16 protein-coding genes are annotated in these 16,211 nt (G+C 75.3%); 10 read left to right on the top strand and 6 right to left on the bottom strand.

Translation table 11 applies throughout. The annotated features are described in order from the left end of the window. Positions 1-9: 9 nt before the first annotated feature. Positions 10-981: a ParB/RepB/Spo0J family partition protein gene (locus OC439_RS18485; RefSeq protein ID WP_135243907.1), complete on the bottom strand. Its 972-nt coding sequence runs from the start codon at positions 979-981 to the stop codon at positions 10-12. Between the two features lie 208 nt (positions 982-1,189). Here OC439_RS18485 and OC439_RS18490 point away from each other — a divergent pair, with 208 nt between their 5' ends. Next, positions 1,190-2,392 (top strand): cytochrome P450, encoded by a 1,203-nt coding sequence (locus tag OC439_RS18490; protein WP_262014504.1) that lies wholly within the window; start codon positions 1,190-1,192, stop codon positions 2,390-2,392. 9 nt (positions 2,393-2,401) lie between these two features. Here OC439_RS18490 and OC439_RS18495 read toward each other — a convergent pair whose 3' ends face one another. Continuing rightward, a complete protein-coding gene (locus tag OC439_RS18495) occupies positions 2,402-3,682 on the bottom strand; it encodes a cytochrome P450 (protein ID WP_262014505.1) in 1,281 nt (426 codons plus the stop codon). Beyond that, a complete protein-coding gene (locus OC439_RS18500) occupies positions 3,679-4,770 on the bottom strand; it encodes an LLM class flavin-dependent oxidoreductase (RefSeq protein ID WP_262014506.1) in 1,092 nt (363 codons plus the stop codon). The genes OC439_RS18495 and OC439_RS18500 overlap by 4 nt, the downstream gene beginning before the upstream one ends. A 136-nt stretch (positions 4,771-4,906) precedes the next feature. Between OC439_RS18500 and OC439_RS18505 the strand changes: the two genes are divergently transcribed. The 8 genes from OC439_RS18505 to OC439_RS18540 are packed head-to-tail and all read left to right on the top strand — an operon-like array spanning position 4,907 to position 12,147. Beyond that, positions 4,907-6,466 carry an AMP-binding protein gene (locus OC439_RS18505; protein WP_262014507.1) on the top strand — a complete coding sequence of 520 codons (1,560 nt, stop codon included), beginning with the start codon at positions 4,907-4,909 and terminating at the stop codon, positions 6,464-6,466. 1 nt (position 6,467) lies between these two features. Next, complete coding sequence (locus OC439_RS18510) at positions 6,468-7,724, top strand: CaiB/BaiF CoA transferase family protein (protein WP_262014508.1); 1,257 nt, start codon at positions 6,468-6,470, stop codon at positions 7,722-7,724. Next, a complete protein-coding gene (locus tag OC439_RS18515; protein ID WP_167796877.1) occupies positions 7,706-8,092 on the top strand; it encodes a hypothetical protein in 387 nt (128 codons plus the stop codon). The genes OC439_RS18510 and OC439_RS18515 overlap by 19 nt, the downstream gene beginning before the upstream one ends. Beyond that, positions 8,089-8,577: a 3-hydroxyacyl-ACP dehydratase FabZ family protein gene (locus OC439_RS18520; protein WP_262014509.1), complete on the top strand. Its 489-nt coding sequence runs from the start codon at positions 8,089-8,091 to the stop codon at positions 8,575-8,577. The genes OC439_RS18515 and OC439_RS18520 overlap by 4 nt, the downstream gene beginning before the upstream one ends. Positions 8,578-8,583: 6 nt before the next feature. Next, complete coding sequence (locus tag OC439_RS18525) at positions 8,584-9,690, top strand: beta-ketoacyl synthase N-terminal-like domain-containing protein (RefSeq protein ID WP_262014510.1); 1,107 nt, start codon at positions 8,584-8,586, stop codon at positions 9,688-9,690. Next, complete coding sequence (locus OC439_RS18530) at positions 9,687-10,550, top strand: beta-ketoacyl synthase N-terminal-like domain-containing protein (protein WP_262014511.1); 864 nt, start codon at positions 9,687-9,689, stop codon at positions 10,548-10,550. The genes OC439_RS18525 and OC439_RS18530 overlap by 4 nt, the downstream gene beginning before the upstream one ends. Continuing rightward, positions 10,547-11,413 carry an acyl-CoA thioesterase gene (locus OC439_RS18535; RefSeq protein ID WP_262014512.1) on the top strand — a complete coding sequence of 289 codons (867 nt, stop codon included), beginning with the start codon at positions 10,547-10,549 and terminating at the stop codon, positions 11,411-11,413. Before OC439_RS18530 ends, OC439_RS18535 begins: the two co-directional genes overlap by 4 nt. Further along, complete coding sequence (locus OC439_RS18540) at positions 11,413-12,147, top strand: class II aldolase/adducin family protein (protein ID WP_262014513.1); 735 nt, start codon at positions 11,413-11,415, stop codon at positions 12,145-12,147. Before OC439_RS18535 ends, OC439_RS18540 begins: the two co-directional genes overlap by 1 nt. Here the strand turns inward: OC439_RS18540 and OC439_RS18545 are convergent. Beyond that, a complete protein-coding gene (locus OC439_RS18545; RefSeq protein ID WP_262014514.1) occupies positions 12,144-13,559 on the bottom strand; it encodes an aldehyde dehydrogenase family protein in 1,416 nt (471 codons plus the stop codon). The two genes, OC439_RS18540 and OC439_RS18545, sit on opposite strands and share 4 nt — an antisense overlap. A 257-nt stretch (positions 13,560-13,816) precedes the next feature. On the opposite strand from OC439_RS18545, the gene OC439_RS18550 reads away from it, so the two are divergent. Beyond that, positions 13,817-13,987, top strand: a complete 171-nt coding sequence (locus OC439_RS18550) for a hypothetical protein (RefSeq protein ID WP_262014515.1) — start codon at positions 13,817-13,819, stop codon at positions 13,985-13,987. A gap of 89 nt (positions 13,988-14,076) precedes the next feature. Here OC439_RS18550 and OC439_RS18555 read toward each other — a convergent pair whose 3' ends face one another. Together OC439_RS18555 and OC439_RS18560 are read right to left on the bottom strand one after the other, a co-directional pair. Next, positions 14,077-14,337 (bottom strand): hypothetical protein, encoded by a 261-nt coding sequence (locus OC439_RS18555; RefSeq protein WP_135239679.1) that lies wholly within the window; start codon positions 14,335-14,337, stop codon positions 14,077-14,079. Between the two features lie 19 nt (positions 14,338-14,356). After that, positions 14,357-16,141 (bottom strand): N-acetylglutaminylglutamine amidotransferase, encoded by a 1,785-nt coding sequence (locus OC439_RS18560; protein ID WP_262014566.1) that lies wholly within the window; start codon positions 16,139-16,141, stop codon positions 14,357-14,359. Positions 16,142-16,211 lie beyond the last annotated feature (70 nt).

Below are 16,211 nucleotides of genomic sequence, written 5' to 3' on the forward strand. Positions count from 1 at the left end.
GTGGCGACGTCAGGCCGCCTCGTTCGCCCGCTGCCTGAGCTGGTCCGCGAACTCGAGCCACTCCTCGGCGATGCTGCGCGCGATGTCGGCGACCACGTACGTGCAGTGCGCCGGGATGGTGCCGATCAGCTCCGCGTAGCCTTGCGGCCCGGTGGCCTGGCTGTCGAGCCAGCGCAGCAGTGCACGGCCGGACTCGGTGAACCGGACGGACGGGTCGTGCCGCAGGTTCTGCAGGTTGACCGAGCGCTCCCGCATCGGTGGCCGGCGGCTCAGGCCGGCCCGGGCCGGACGCGGCTCACCCCCGCGCTGACGCAGCGGCAGCGGGTCGTCGCCGCGCTTCATCCGCTCGCGTACGTCCCGCGCGGTGGCCGGGGAGATGCCGGCGGTCTTGGCGATCTCGCGCAGCGACGCCTCCGGTTTGCGGCTGATCAGCTCGCTGGCGATGCGGCGGCCCTCGGCGCTGTTGACCGGGCGCAGCCGGCCGTCGCGGCCGAGCCGGGCGTGCACGTCGGGGGCCCCGATGTCCTGCCGGCGGATGCTCGCCACGGTCTTCGCCGCGAGCCCGGCCGCGGTCGCCACCGCCCGGTCGGACCAGTGCGGGTGCGACCGCAGGATCCGCTGGGCCGCCGCCTCGCGGTCGGCGAGCGACAGCGGCAGTCCGTGGGTGACGTTGGCCTGCACCGCGAGCACGAACGCCGCCTCGACGGTGCCGTCGAACAGGCGGGCGGCGATCTGCGTCTCGCCGCGCAGGACCGCGGCGCGCAGCCGGTGCATGCCGTCGATCACGCGCATGGTGCCGCGGTGGACCAGGATCGGCGGCAGTGGCGCGTCCGTCTCGGCAAGTGTCTGCGCGTGCAGGTCGTCCTCGCCGGCCAGCCGGGGCGAGTCGGCCGCGCGCAGGCAGGCGATCGGCAGCAGTTGCACCGGCCCGCCCTCGGTCGCCCCCGCCGGCTCCTCGTCGAGGTCCGCCACCACCGTCATGGCTGCTCCCTTGGTCACGCCGCCTCCAGGGGATGTCGTATCTAGCTTTTACGTCTCTCGTCGCGTCGCAAGAGCCGTGATACGCGAATCCTAATCAGACGGGGAAGCCGAGCACACGCCCCGGACGTGCCGGGATCGCGACAGGTCAGTGATCGCCGTCGCTGCACTATCTCGCTTTCAAGCGTCCCACCGGCGCTACGATCCCGTCGTGCGAGTGCGATACGACGCGACCGCGATCGCCGGACTGGACGACCCCTACCCCGCCTACGCGGCACTGCGGGAGGCCGGGCCGGTCGTGCCCGCCGGTCCCGGCGTGTGGGCGGTCACCGGGCACGCCGACGTCACCGCGCTGCTGGCCGACCCGCGCGTCGGACACGAGTTCCCCGACGTCGTGTACCAGGCCTCGGGCGAGCCCGACGCGGTCACCGGCTTCTTCCGGGCCACAGTGCTCAACCGGGACGCCCCCGTGCACACCGTGCTGCGCCGGGCGATGTCCCGGCTGCTCGCGCCCCGGGCCGTGGCCGGGCTGCGCGGCCGCGTCGACGAGCTGGTCGGCGAGCTGTTCACCGCGATGGACGGGGACGCCGACCTGGTCACCGGGCTGGCCGCGCCGCTGCCGGTGACCGTCGCCGCCGAACTGCTCGGCATCCCCGTCGCCGACCGCGACCTGGTGCGCCCGTACGCGATGACGCTGGCCCGGGCCTTCGGCGCAGGCATCCGGGTGGAGGGCGACCGGGACGCCACCGCCGCCGCGGTGACCTGGCTGCGCGCCTACGTGCGGGAGCTGCTGGCCGAGCGCGAGCGCCGGGGTCGCGACGACGATCCGCTGGCCGGTCTGCTCGCCACCGCCGACCCGGGCGGCGCGATCACCGCCGAGGCGCTGGTGGACAACGTGATCTTCCTGTTCTTCGCCGGCTTCGACACGACCACCAACCTCATCGCCACCGGCTGCGCCGCCCTGCTGTCCCGCCCGGACGTGCTGGCCCGGTTGCGGGCCGAGCCGGAGCTGGTGCCGAGCGCGGTCGAGGAGTTCCTGCGCTTCGACGCACCGATCCAGGCCACCGCCCGGCTGACCCGCGCCCCGATCGAGCTGTCCGGACGGCGGATCAACGCCAACCGGCTGGTCGTGCTGCTGCTCGCCGCCGCCAACCGGGACGGCAGGCGGTTCGCCCGCCCGGACGAGCTGGACATCGCCCGTACCCCGAACCCGCACGTCTCCTTCAGCGCCGGCCCGCACTTCTGCCTCGGCGCCACGCTCGCCCGGCTGGAGGGGGCGGCGGTGTTCGACCGGATCGCCCGCGGCCTGGCCGGCTTCGAGCCGGCCGGCGTCCCGGTCCGCCGCCTGCACATGAGCTTCCGGGGATACGACCACCTGCCGGCGCGTGTTCGACTGGGCGCGTTCCCCGGTTGAACACCCCCGCTACCGGACCAGGCGCACCGGCAACGACTTGATCCCGTTCATGAAGTTCGAGGCCAGCCGCTGTGTCGGGCCGACGCGGCGAAGATGCGGCAGGTGCGGGCGCAGCGCCCGCAGCAGCGCCACCGCCTCGGCCCGGGCCAGGTGCGCGCCCAGGCAGAAGTGCGGGCCCACGCCGAAGGCCAGATGGGGGTTCGGCGCCCGGTCCAGCCGCAGGCGGTCCGCGTCGGCGAACACCGCCTCGTCCCGGTTGGCCGACGCGTAGTACAGGACCACCTTGTCACCGGCCCGGATCGGCTGGCCGTCCAGTTCGGTGTCGGCGGTGGCGGTCCGGCGGAACTGCATGATCGGCGTGATCCAGCGCAGCAGCTCCTCCACCGCCACCGGCACCCGGTCCGGGTCGGCCAGCGCGTCCCGGACGGCCGGGTCGTCCGCGGCCAGCTCCAGCGCGCCGGAGACCAGATGACGGGTGGTCTCGTTGCCGGCCACCACGAGCAGCAGCCACAGGCCGCACAGCTCCGGCTCGGTCAGCGGCCGGCCGTCCACCTCGGCGGTCGCCAGCACGCTCGTCAGGTCGTCGCCCGGGTCGCGGCGGCGCGCGGCGGCGGCGTCGGCCGCGTACCCGAACGCGTCCGCCATGGCCCGCTTGAACGTCCGGACGTCGCCGCCACCGAACTCCGGATCGTCGAAGCCGACCAGGTGGTTGCTCCAGGAGAACATCAGGTTCCGGTCCTGCGGCGGCATGCCGAGCAGGTCGGCGAGGACCACCAGGGGCAGCTCGGCGGCCAGGTCGCGTACCGCGTCGACCTCACCTCGGCCGGCCGCCGCCGCCACGATCCGGGCGGCGTGCGCGTCGATGGAGTCCTGCAGCGCCCGGACCGTGCGCGGCGTGAACGCGGCGGTCAGCACCCGGCGCAGGCGGGTGTGCCCGGGCGGGTCCATGCCGGACAGCAGCTGGCGGGTGCGCTGCAGGTCGCCCCGGGTCTTCGGGTCGGCGAGGAACGGCCCGCGGGTGGCCGAGGAGAACAACGCCGGGTCGCGGGAGGCCCGCACCACGCTGGCGTACCGGGTGACCGCCCAGTATCCGTCGCCGCGGTGCAGCACCTCGCCCGCCGGTCCGTCGCCCGCGCGCCCGGACCGGCGGCGCAGGGCCGGCTCCCGTACCCAGGCCACCGGCGCCTCGGCCCGCCGCCTGGCGAACTCCCGCCACGGCGGTCCGGAGACGTACGTGGCCGGGTCGGCGAGCAGTTCCGGCGACGCGTCAGGGCTCACCGCCGCCGTCATCCGTGGGCCTCCGCCAGGATGCCGCGCTCACGCAGCAGCGGCAGCACGCCCTCGCCGAACCAGTACGCCTCCTCCAGGTGCGGCTGGCCGGACAGCAACAGGTGCTCCACGCCCAGCGCGTGCAGCTCGGCGATCCGGTCGGCGACCTGCTCGTGGCTGCCGACCAGGGCCGCCCCGGCGCCCGGCCGGAGCAGGCCGTACCCGGCCCAGACGTTCGGGTACACCTCGAGCCGGCCCTCGGCGCCGGCGCTCATCCGGGCCATCCGGCGCTGTCCCTCGGACTCGCTGCGGCGGAACCGCTCCTGGGCGGCGGCCACCGTCTTCGGGTCCATCCCGGCGATCAGCCGGTCCGCCTCGGCCCACGCCTGCTCCGGCGTGTCCCGGGTGATCACGTGGAAGCGGGTGCCGCAGGAGAGTTTGCCGCCGGCGCGTTCGCGTACCTCGCCGAGCAACGCGCCCAGCTCCGGCGGTGACTCCCCCCAGGCCAGATAGACGTCGCCGTGGCGCAGCGCGGTGTCCTGCGCGCCGGCCGACGAGCCGCCCACGAACACCGTCGGCGCGGTCCGCGGCGGGCGCGTCACCAGAGCGGCCCGGACCCGGTGGTGCGCCCCCTCGAAGTCCACCGGCTCGCCGGTCCACGCCCCGCGCAGGATGGTGAGGAACTCGTCGGCGCGTTCGTAGCGCCGGTCGTGGTCCAGCCAGTCGCCGTAGCGGCGCTGCTCGTCCGGGTCGCCGCCGACCACGACGTTGAGCATGAGCCGGTCCCCGGACAGACGCTGGAACGTGGCCACCATCTGCGCCACCAGCGTCGGCGACATCAGCCCGGGCCGCAGCGCGATCATGAACCGGATCCGCTCGGTGCGCCCGGCCAGCGCGGCCGAGACCAGCCAGGGGTCCTCGCAGAACATCCCGACCGGGATCAGCATGCCCTCGAAGCCGAGCCGCTCCGCCGCGAGCGCGACCTGGGCGAGGTAGGCGAGGTCGGGCTCCCGGCGTACCGTGCGCCGCGCGCCGGCACCCCGCGGACGCCAGCCGATGTCCCGCCCGTCGCTGTGCGACGGCAGGAACCAGTGCAGGTGCAGTGTCATCCGATCGTCCCTTCACCGGGCCGGGCACACGTTACGACTCCACACATACGAGAGTCGACAAAGGAGGCGGCCGAAACCTACGTTGCTGGGGTCACCGACGGGCCGGGTGGCACCGCCCGGGCGAGGAGGATCCGCGATGGCGCAGCTGCTGCACCCGATGGTGGCCGCCGCGCCGGACGCGGTCGCGCTCGACGACGGCTACGCGGCGCTGAGCTGGCGGGACCTCGACCAGCGGGTGAATCGCTGGTGCGACCTGCTGCACCGGGAGGGGCTGCGCCCGGGCGACCGGGTCGGCGTGCTCGCCGGGAACCGGCACGAGGTGTTCGAGCTGCTGCTCGCCTGCCTGCACGCCGGTCTGGTGATCGTGCCGATGAACTGGCACCTCACCGGCGCCGAGGTCGCGTATCTGCTCTCCGACTCCGGATGCCGGGCGCTGGTCACCGACACCGAGCGCCTCCCGGCGGCCCGGGACGCGTGGCAGCGCAACGACCGCCGCCCCGGACTGCGCGTCGTGCTCGGCGACGAGCCGGTGGACGGGTTCGCCGCCGCCGAGCCGCTGCTCGCACACGCCGCCGCCGCCGAGCCGCCGGAGACGGGCAGCGGCGCCACCGGCCTCTACACCTCCGGCACCACGGGAGCGCCGAAGGCGGTGGTCAGCCGGCTGTTCCGCCAGGGCGAGCCGCTGCCCCGGCTGCGCGGACGCCTGAACCGGCTGTGCACGGTGCTGGGCATGCCGGCGGACGGGGTGAACCTGCTGTGCGGCCCCTGGTACCACTCCGGCCAGCTGTTCTTCTCGCTGCTGCCGCTGATCCGCGGGTTCCGGCTGGTCACCCGGCCCCGGTTCGACCCGGCCGCGACGCTGCGGCTGATCGACGACGAGGGCGTCACCATGACGCACCTGGTGCCGACCCAGTTCGTGCGGCTGCTGCGGCTGGACCCCGCGGTACGGGCCGCGTTCGGCGGCGCCACGCTGCGGCGCGTCTGGCACGGGGCGGCGCCCTGCCCGGTGGACGTGAAACGGCAGATGATCGCCTGGTGGGGCCCGGTGCTCAGCGAGTACTACGCGGCCACCGAGGCGGGTATCGCCACGATCATCCACGCCGAGGACTGGCTGGCGCACCCGGGCAGCGTCGGCCGGCCGCTGCCGCGCACCGAGATCGTGGTGGTCGGCGCCGACGACATGCCGCTGCCGGCCGGGCACGAGGGCCGGGTCTACCTGCACCGCCCGGACGGCTTCGAGTACCGCGACGCACCGGAGAAGACCCGGGCGGCGCACCGCGCCGACGGCAGCTTCACCTACGGCGACCGCGGCTACCTGGACGCCGCCGGCTATCTCTACCTGACCGGCCGCGCCGACGACATGATCCTGTCCGGCGGGGTGAACGTGTACCCGGCCGAGGTCGAGGCCGTCCTGCTGCGCCACCCCGCGGTCCGCGACGCGGTCGTCTTCGGCGTGCCGGACGAGGAGTTCGGGCAGCAGGTCCGGGCCGTGGTCGAGGTGGACACCCACGCGCTCACCGACGACCTGACCACCGCGCTGGACCGGCACTGCCGCCGCGAACTGGCCGGGTTCAAGGTGCCGCGCTCCTACGAGCTGTCCACCGCGCTGCCCCGGGAGGACTCCGGGAAGGTGCGGCGGCAGGCGCTGCACCGCAGCTCGGCACACCGATCGCAGATACCAGACAGCTGGCGGTGAGATGGACAAGGCCGGTTTCTACCGCGAGGCACGTCACGACGTGGACGGGCCGCTGCACGGCGTACGCGTGCTGGAGATCAGCAAGGTGTGGGCCGGGCCGATGACCGGCGCGGTCCTGGCAGACCTGGGCTGCGAGGTGATCCGGATCGAGATGCCCGGCAACCGGGAGGGCCGGATGCCGCCGGACATCCCCGGCACCGGACTGTCCTGGTTCCGGGAGACGGTGCACCGCAACAAGCGCAGCGTGTCGCTGGACCTGCGCAGGGAACCGGCCCGGGAGGCGTTCCTGCGGCTGGTGGTCACCGCCGACGTGGTGGTGGAGAACTACCGGCCGGGCACGCTCGACGGATGGGGCGTCGGCTACGCGCAGTGCCGGCGCGTCAATCCCGACATCGTCTTCGTCTCCATCTCCGGCTGGGGCCAGTACGGCCCGCGCGCCACCGACGCCGGTTTCGACCCGATCGCGCAGGCAGCGGCGGGCTGGATGGGCCTCAACGGCGAGCCGGACGGCACACCGATGAAGGCGCCGTCCTTCCTCGCCGACGACCTGGCCGGGCTGCACGGCGCGATCGGCGCGCTGGCCGCGCTGCGCCACCGCGACCGCACCGGCGAGGGCCAGCACGTCGACGTGTCACTGCTGGACGCGTTGCTCGCCAACAGCGGCGGCTACCTGACGCTCGGCGCGACCGGCGTGCCGCTGCGCCGCTGGGGCGACCAGGCCGACTTCGTCGTGCCGGCCGGCACGTACCGCTGCCGGGACGGCTGGCTCTACCTGGCGGTCGCGCTCGACAAGCACTGGCGCTCGCTCGCCGCGGCGATGGACCGGCCGGAGCTGGCCCGGGCCCCGGGCTTCGCCACGAACGAGGAGCGCCGCGCCCGCCGCGACGAGGTCAACGTGCTGGTCGGTGCGTGGTGCGAGGCGCGGACCGTCGCCGAGGCGGCGGCCGGGCTCGCCGCCGCGGGCATCCCGGCCGAGCCGGTACGCGACTTCGCCGACGCCGCCGCCGACCCGCACGTCCGGGAACGCGACATGGTGCAGACCGTCCCGCTGTGCAACGGCACCACGGGCCCGCTGACCGGCCCGGCCGCCAAGTTCTCCCGGACACCGACCCGGGTGCGGCACGGCGCGCCGGCCGTCGGCGCGGACACCGAGGCGCTGCTCACCGAGGCCGGCGTCGACCGGGCGGAGCTCGCGCGGCTGCGCGCGTGCGGCGCCACCGACCGACAGGAGGCCCCGGCGTGTACCCGCCCCCGCTGAGCCCGTTCGACAGCATCGAGATCGAACGCTCCGGTCACGGGGTGCGCATCCGCACCCGCACCGTCGTCGAGCCGGACGGCCCGTACCTGTCCGGTCACTTCCCCGGCCGGCCGATCCTGCCCGGGGTGTTCCTTGTCGACACGCTGCTGCGCGCCGTCTGCGCCGGGGTGGACGGCGCGCGCCTGACCGTGCTGCGCTCGGCCCGGTTCACCGCGCCCGTGCTGGCGCCGGGCGAGTTCACCATGCGGGTCGAGGTGACAGGTGACCCGGCGACCGGACCGCTCACCGCCCGCGCCCGCTGCCACCGGGGCGACGGGGAGCAGTGCGCCCGCCTGGAGGCGCAGTTCGACGCCGGGCGGTATCGGTGAGCGCGCCGGTCGGGCAGGAGGCGATCCGCGGGCTGCTGCCGCAACGGTTCCCGCTGCTGCTCGTGGACCGGGTGGTGGAGGTCCGGCCGGACGGGATCGTGGCCGAGAAGGCGGTCACCGCCGCCGAGTGGTGCTACGCGGGCCTGGACGAGACCGCACCTCCCGAGGCGTACGCGTATCCGGTGGCGCTGCTGCTGGAGTCGTTCGGCCAGGCCGCCGCGCTCGCCTGGTTCCTGCGCGCGGGCGCCGGCGTGCCGGGGCCGGGCAGCGGGCTGCTGCCGCTGTTCGTCGGCGTGCGTGAACTGCGGCTGTCCGGCGCCGCGTACCCGGGGGACGTGCTGCGCCACGACGTACGGCTGGACAAGGTCGTCGACGGCGCGGCCGTCGCGTCGGGCACCGTCACGGTCGGCGGGCGGACCACGGCGGTGATCGGTGAGCTGATCGCCGCCGTCCGGCCCGGCGCCGCGCTCGCGGAGCTGGGGTAGGCCGCGATGCCGGTGGAGATCGCGGCGAGCGCGGTGCGGACCTGCTTCGGCGACGGTGACGCCACGTTCGCCGCGCTGCTCGGCGGCCGGTGCGGGGTGGCGCCGCTGTCCGGCTACGACCCGGCCGCCGTGCACGTGCGCCACGGCTACCCGATCCCGGACGGCTCCGGCGGCGAGTTGTGGCCCGCCGCCGGCTGGCTGCGCGACTGCGTCCGGCGGGCGCTCGCCGACGCGGCGCTCGACCCGGCCCGGCACCGCGTCGCGGCGCTTGTCGGCACCGGGCTGCGCGAGCTGCGCGCGGTCGAGCGGGCGGTGGCCGACCGGGCGCCGTTCCGCGCGGGCGGGCTGCACTTCCGGTCCGCCGTCGCGGACGCCGGCGTGCCCGGCGCGGTCACCGTCGCGAACGCGTGCAGCGCGGGCGGGCACGTCCTCGCGCTCGCGCAGGACATGATCGAACTCGGTGAGGCCGACGCCGTCGTCGTCGCGGCCACCGACGCGATGACCGAGTCGATGCTCGCGATGATCGGCCGGGTCGCCGACGAGCCCGCCGACCGGGTACGCCCCTTCGACCGGGACCGGGCCGGCGTGCTGCTGGGCGAGGGGGCCGCCGCCCTCGTGGTGACCCGGGCCGGGCTGGCACCACGCGTGCTGGCCCGGGTGGTCGCCACCGGACTGTCCTGCGACGCGTACCACGAGACCGCGCCGTCGGCCGAGGGTGTGCGCCGGGCCATGGACGACGCGTACGCCCGGGGTGCCCGGGAGCCGGCCGACGCGGGCCTGGTGGTGGCGCACGGCACGGGCACGACACTCAACGACCCGACGGAGGCGGCGGCGCTCGTGGCGCTGGGCGGCCCCACCACCGTCACCGGCCTCAAGGGCGCGATCGGGCACACCTCCGGCACCGCCGCGCTGCACGGCCTCGACGTCGCCGTCCGCTGCCTGCGCGCCGGGGTGGTACCGCCGATCGCCGGGTTGCGCACGCCGCTGCCCGAGGCCGAGGGCCTCGACCTGGTCCGCGACCGTCCGGCCCGGACTCGGGCGACGCTGGCGCAGGTGAACGCGTTCGGCTTCGGCGGGGTCAACGCGGTGACGCTCGTCGAGGCCGCCCGATGACCGCCTCCGGAACGGCGGCGGCACTCACCGCCTGGTACGCGTACCTGCCCGGGCCGGACGCGCCGCCGGCGGAGCGGGCCCGGACCGTCCTCGGGCGCAAGGGACTGCTGTACAAGGAGACGGCGACCCGGCTGGCCCTGTGCGCGGTGCACCGGGCGCTCGGCCGGGCCGACGGCGACGGCACCCCGCCGGATCGGGTGGACCCGCGCACTGCGGTGGTGGCCAGCAGCAACCTGGGCAACGTCGGCACCGTCGCCGGGATCGTCACCACCGCCCGCGCCGACGGCTGGCGGGCGGTGTCCCCGCTGTCCGCGCCGAACGCCTCCCCCAACGTGGTGGCCAGCTCGGTGGCGATCTGGTTCGGCTTCGGCGGCCCGTGCCTGATGTGCTGCTCCGGCGCCACGTCCGGCCTGGACGCGCTCGCCGCCGGGCTGCGGCTGCTGGCGGCGGGCCGGGCCGACCGGGTGGTGGTGGTCGGCGCCGAGCCGGACGACGACATCGCCGTCGCGCTGCACGCGACCCGCCCGGGCTGCCCGGGTCCGCTGCGGGCCGGCGCCGCCTGCCTGGTGCTGGAGCCGCTCGACCGGGTGCCCGCGCCGCACCTGGTGGTCGGTCCGGTGCGGACGGTGCCCGGTGACCCGCCGGACGGCCACGGCACCGGCGGCGAGGGCGGCCACTACGGTGCCGACGGCCTGGTTCCGGTCGCGCTGGCGGCGGACGCCCTGCGCGCGCCCGGCGGGCCGGCGGTCGTGGAGGTCCGCTGTGGCGACGACGAGGACGGGTTCCGCGCGGTCACGGTACGCGCCGCGCCGGACCCCGGGTCCGCACCCCGATCCGACAGTCGAGAGGAGACCCGGTGACCGCGGTCCTGCCGGACGAGACCACCACCGTGGCGCTGCGCCCCCGCTTCGAGGGCGCCAACATCCGTACCTGGGTGGGGTTCAAACACTTCATGTACCTGGCCGAGGAGGCGGTGCTCGCCTGGTTCCGCGAGCGTGGCGCCGGGCCGTCGCGGCTGTACCACGAGCACGGCCTCGGCCTGGTGATCGCCGACGCCTCGGTGCAGTTGCCGGCGGTGCTCGACGTGGACGACGAGGTGACCGCCGAGGCGCGGCATCGCGGCGGCGGTGAGTTCGCGGTACGGCTCACCGCGCGCGGTGTGCCGGTGCTGCGCGGCCGGGTCCGCGCGGCGCTGGTCCGGACCGGTCCGGCCGTCGACGTCGCGGTCCCCGGTGACGTGCCGGTCGTGGCCGAGGTCCGGGCGGGCGATCCCGCACCCGTCGCCGACGCGGCCGGTACGCCGTTCGAGTGGCGGTGGCGGGCGCCGTACTTCTACTGCCAGTACTCGCAGCCGGTGCAGCACTCCGGCTACGTACGCGCGGTCGAGGAGGTGGTGGACCGGTTCCTGGCGGCGCGCGGCATCTCCGTCGGCCGGATGCTCGACGTGCGCGGCTGGATCCCGGTCGTGTCCCGCGCTTCCGTGCGGGTCCTCGCCGCCGCGCGGATGGAGGAGGAGATCGAGACCACGTTCACCGTCACCGACGTGCTGCGCGGGACCATGTTCGACGCCGACGTCCGCTTCGCCGTGCGGCGTGACGGCGAGCGGGTGCCGGTGGCCCACGCCCGCATCCTGCACGGGTACGCGATCAGCCGCGGCCCGGACGCGGGACGGCTGGCCGAGTTCGACGACGAGGTCGTCGCCGCGCTGCTCGGGACGGCGTGATGGGGGCCCGGAGCGTCGCGGAGGAGCGGCTGCGCCGCAAGCAGCGCCTCGCGGCGGCGTTGCGGCTGTTCCACAGGTACGGCTTCGACGAGGGCGCCGGCGGTCACCTCACCGTCCGCGACCCGGGCGAGCCGCACCGGTTCTGGATCAACCCGTTCGGCCGGTCGTTCGGCCGGCTGCGCGTGAGCGACCTGCTGCTGGTGGACTCCGACGGCACCGTCGTGGACGGCGAGGGCACGATCAACCCGGCCGGCTACGCCATCCACAGCCGCATCCACGCGGTCCGCCCGGACGTCGTGGCGGCCGCGCACAGCCACAGCGTGTACGGGCGCGCGTTCGCCACGCTGGGCCGGCTGCTCGACCCGCTGACCCAGGACGCGTGCGCGTTCTACGAGGACCACGGCCTGCACGACGGCTACTCCGGGGTGGTCCTCGACCGCGACGAGGCGGACCGGATCGCCAAGGCGCTCGGCCCCGGCAAGGCGGTCATCCTGCGTAACCACGGCCTGCTGACCGTGGGCGGCAGCGTGGACGAGGCCGCCTGGTGGTTCTTCAGCATGGACCGCTGCTGCCGGATCCAGCTCGCGGCGGAGGCGGCCGGCACGCCGGTGCCGATCGCGCCCGCCGAGGCCCGTCTCACCCGGGCCACCATCGGCACCCCGGGGCTGGGCCGGCTGAACTTCCGCCCGATGTACGAGGACGTCGTGCACGCCGAACCGGACCTGCTCGACTAGGGCTGGTCATCCGAGGGCGGCCGGACCAGGACGTGCGGCTGGGTGTACCCGGCCAGTCCCCAGTGTCCGTTCTCGACCCCGGGGCCGCTGTCCTTCCGCCCGCCGAACGGCAGGTCGGGCCGGACCCCGGCGGCGTGCGCGTTCACCGACACCTGGCCCACGTCCAGGCGGGCGGCCACCGCGGCGGCCCGGTCCGGGTCCGCCGACCAGACCGAGGCGGTCAGGCCGAACGGTGTCGCGTCGGCCCGGGTGAGCGCCTCCTCGACGTCGTCGAACGCCAGCACCGGCAGCACCGGCCCGAACTGCTCCTCGGTGACGACCCGGTCGGTGTCGGACACCCCGGACAGGACGGTGGGCGGATGGAAGTGACCGGGCCCGTCGGCGGCTCGACCACCGGCGGCCACCGTCGCGCCGCCGGCGACGGCCGCGCGGACGAGCCCTGCCACGTACTCCTGCTGGGCCCGGGTCGTCACCGGGCCGAGCCGGACACCGGGGTCGGCGCCGGGGCCCATCGGGACGGTGGCGGCGCGGTCGGCGAGCGCCTCGACGAGCGCGTCGTGCACCGGCCGGGCCACGTACACCCGCTTGACCGCCATGCACATCTGGCCGCTGTTGGCGAAGGCCGCCCAGAACAGGTCGTCGGCGATCCGCGCCGGGTCGGCGTCGTCGAGCACCAACGCGGCGTCGTTGCCGCCGAGTTCGAGCGTGACCCGCCGGAGCCGGGTGGCGGCCTCCGCCGCTACTCGCCGGCCGGTCGCTGTCGACCCGGTGAAGGTGATCTTCCTGGGTACGGGGTGGGCGCACAGCCACGCCCCGAGCGGGTCCGGCCCGGTCACCACGTTGAGCACGCCGGGTGGCAGCAGGTCACGCAGCAGTTCGCCGAGGGCGAGCGTGGCGAGCGGGGTGTGCGGGGAGGGCTTCAGCACCACGGTGTTGCCCGCCCGCAACGCCGGAGCGATCTTCCAGGCGGCGAGCGCTAGCGGATAGTTCCACGGCGTGACGGCGGCGACGACGCCGAGGGGCCGCGCGGTGACGATCGCGGTGTCGCGTCGCCCGTCGACGATCTGTGGTCCGGTCTCGATGCCCGCGAAGTAGTGCAGCCACGCGGCGGCGGCGCGTACCTCGGTGGTCGCCTCGGCCAGCGGCTTGCCCTGCTCGGCGGTGACCAGCGCGGCGAGGTCGGCGACGGCGCCGAGGACCGCCCGGGCCGCGGCGCGCAGCGCGCCGCGCCGCGCCTCGCCGTCGTGAGCCCACCCCGGGTACGCGGCGGTCGCCGCGGCCATCGCCCGGTCGAGCAGTTCGGGCGGGCAGGCCGGGGCGGTGGCGAACACCGCGCCGGTGGCCGGGTCGACGACGTCGAAGGTTCCGGCGCCGGCGGCCGGGCGGCCGTCGACGGTCATCGTCAGCGCCACGGCTGCCCCTCCGTCGCTGGTGCCTGCGGCTGGCAGCGTATCCGCGGGTGTGTGGGGTGGGCAGCGTGCACGTTGTCCCGCCGCGGCGCTCCGCCCATCATGAGAGTCGGACCGGTCCGTGCACTCCCCCGTCCGTCGCACGCGTGGGGGCCGGCCCGGGGCCGTCGCGCGGAAACCCGCTCCCGGCGCCCGTCCGGCGCTTAGCGTGGGACGAGGGGCGGCCTGCGGGAGGCGCCGGTGAGCGGAGGGAGAACGCGGTGACGGAGCCGGAGGAGGAGCAGGAGAAGACCCGCAAGACCGATCGGGTGCTGTTCTCGCCCGACGGCGATCCGCACCACACGCTCGCCGAGGCGCCCCAGCCGGACGAGCACCTGCCGCCCACAGTCACCCGCGACGGCCGAACGGACGTCCTCGACGACGAGCAGTGAGCACACCGTCCCGCCCGGCCCGCCGGCCGGGCGGGACGCGCCGCGGTCGGACCGGCGGATCACCGTCACGCAGCCAGGACGTGTCGCGGTCAGACCGGCGGGATGCCGGAGCGGCCGATGTCCGACATGTCGTCGCCGATCTCGGTGCGGGTGCCGGCCACCGGCCCGGCGCCGGCCTCGGTGCGGTCCTCCACGCAGGCGTCGCCCAGGCCGTGCATCAGCTCGCCCACCACGGCGAGCGCCGAGCCCTTGTCCGGGCAGGGCGCCCCGGTGGCGAGCAGCTGACCGTCGCCGCCGACGACGGTGAACCCCACACTGCCGTCGGCCTCGCTCTCGATGACGAACTTCACAGTGCTCCTCCCGCCCCGCTCAGCTCACGCCGTGCGTCTGCAACCACAGCTCCAGCAGGCCCAGTTGCCACAGCTTGTTGCTGCCGGCGGCGGCCTGGGCCCGGTCCGGCTCGGCCAGCAGCTCGTCGACGTACGCCCGGCGGAACAGCCCGCGCCGGCGCGCCTCGGGCGCACCCAGCGCCTCGACCACCAACTCTCGCACGGGACCGTCGACGTTGCGCAGCGCCGGTACCGGGAAGTAGCCCTTGGGCCGGTCGATGACCTCGGCCGGCAGCACCTCGCGGGCCACCTCCTTGAGCACGCCCTTGCCGCCCTGGGCCAGCTTGTGCTCCGGCGGGCACGCCGCGGCGAGCGTGACCAGGTCCTGGTCGAGGAAGGGCGTACGCACCTCCAGCCCCCACGCCATGCTCATGCTGTCCACCCGCTTCACCGGGTCGTCGGGCAGCATCAGGTGGGTGTCCAGGCGCAGCACCGCGTCCACGGCGGTCTGCGCGCCCGGCGCGGCCAGGTCCGCGGCGACCAGCTCGCCGCTGGCGTCACCGTCGCAGGCGTACGCCGGTTCGACCACCTCGGTCAGCTCGGCGTGGTCGCGGTCGAAGAACGCGGCGGTGAACTCGGCCGCCGCGTCCTCGCGGGCCGCGTCGGCAAGCCGGTGGTGGTAGCCGTAGCCGGCGAACACCTCGTCGGCGCCCTGGCCGGACTGCGCCACCTTCACGTGCCGGGCGACCTGCTCGGAGAGCAGGTGGAACGCCACCACGTCGTGGCTGCCCATCGGTTCGGTCATTGCCGCCACGGTGGCGCGTACGGCCGGGCCGAGGTCGCCGTCGGCGAGCCTGATGCGGTGGTGGTCGGTGCCGAACGTGCGGGCCACCAGGTCGGAGTAGTGGAACTCGTCGCCGGTCTCGTCGCCGCGGCTGTCGAAGCCGATGCTGAACGTCTGGAGGTGGTGCTGTCCGGCGCCGTCCAGCAGCGCCACGATCATGCTGGAGTCGAGGCCACCGGAGAGCAGCACCCCGACCGGCACGTCCGCGACCAGCCGGCGGCGTACGGCGGTGCGCAGCGCGTCCCCGACGGCGGCCCGCCAGTCGGCGGCGTCCATGCCCTCGTGGGCCGGGTCGCGCCGGTACTCGGGCCGCCAGTAGACGCGCTCGCGGCCGCGCCCGTCGGCCTCGATCACCCGGACCGTGGCCGGGGGCAGCTTGCGGATGCCGCGCAGGATCGTGCGCGGCGCCGGCACGATGGAGTGCCAGGACAGGTAGTGGTGCAGCGCGACCGGGTCGATGCCGGTGTCGACGTCACCGCCGGCCAGCAGCGCCGGCAGCGTGGAGGCGAACCGGAGCCGGCCGGGCGACTCGGCGAGGTAGAGCGGCTTGATGCCGAGCCGGTCACGGGCCAGCACGAGGCGGCGCCGCCGCCGGTCCACCAGCGCAACCGCGAACATGCCGACCAGGTGGTCGACGAACCGCTCCCCCCACTGCGCGTACGCCACCAGGATCACCTCGGTGTCGCTGGTGCTGTGGAAGGTGTGCCCGGCCGCGCGCAGCTCGTCGCGCAGCTCCGGGTAGTTGTAGACGCAGCCGTTGAAGACCAGGGCCAGGCCGAGGTCGTCGCGGACCATCGGCTGGGCGCCGGCCTCGGACAGGTCGATCACTGTCAGCCGGCGGTGCCCGAGGGTGATCCAGCCGTCACTCCACGCGCCCTCGCCGTCCGGCCCGCGTGAGCGCATGGCGGCGGTCATCCGGGTCACCGCGTCGGCGTCGGGGGTGGCCCCGTCGAATCTGGCCTCACCGCTGATCCCGCACATCTCAGCGTCCACCGGTCAGTCGCGGAGCACCCACCATGCCAACCTCCCGCCACGTCGTCTCCCGGGCGGT

Origin of the sequence: Micromonospora sp. Mcm103, from assembly GCF_024519755.1 — a bacterium.
GTDB classification, from domain to species: domain Bacteria; phylum Actinomycetota; class Actinomycetes; order Mycobacteriales; family Micromonosporaceae; genus Micromonospora; species Micromonospora aurantiaca.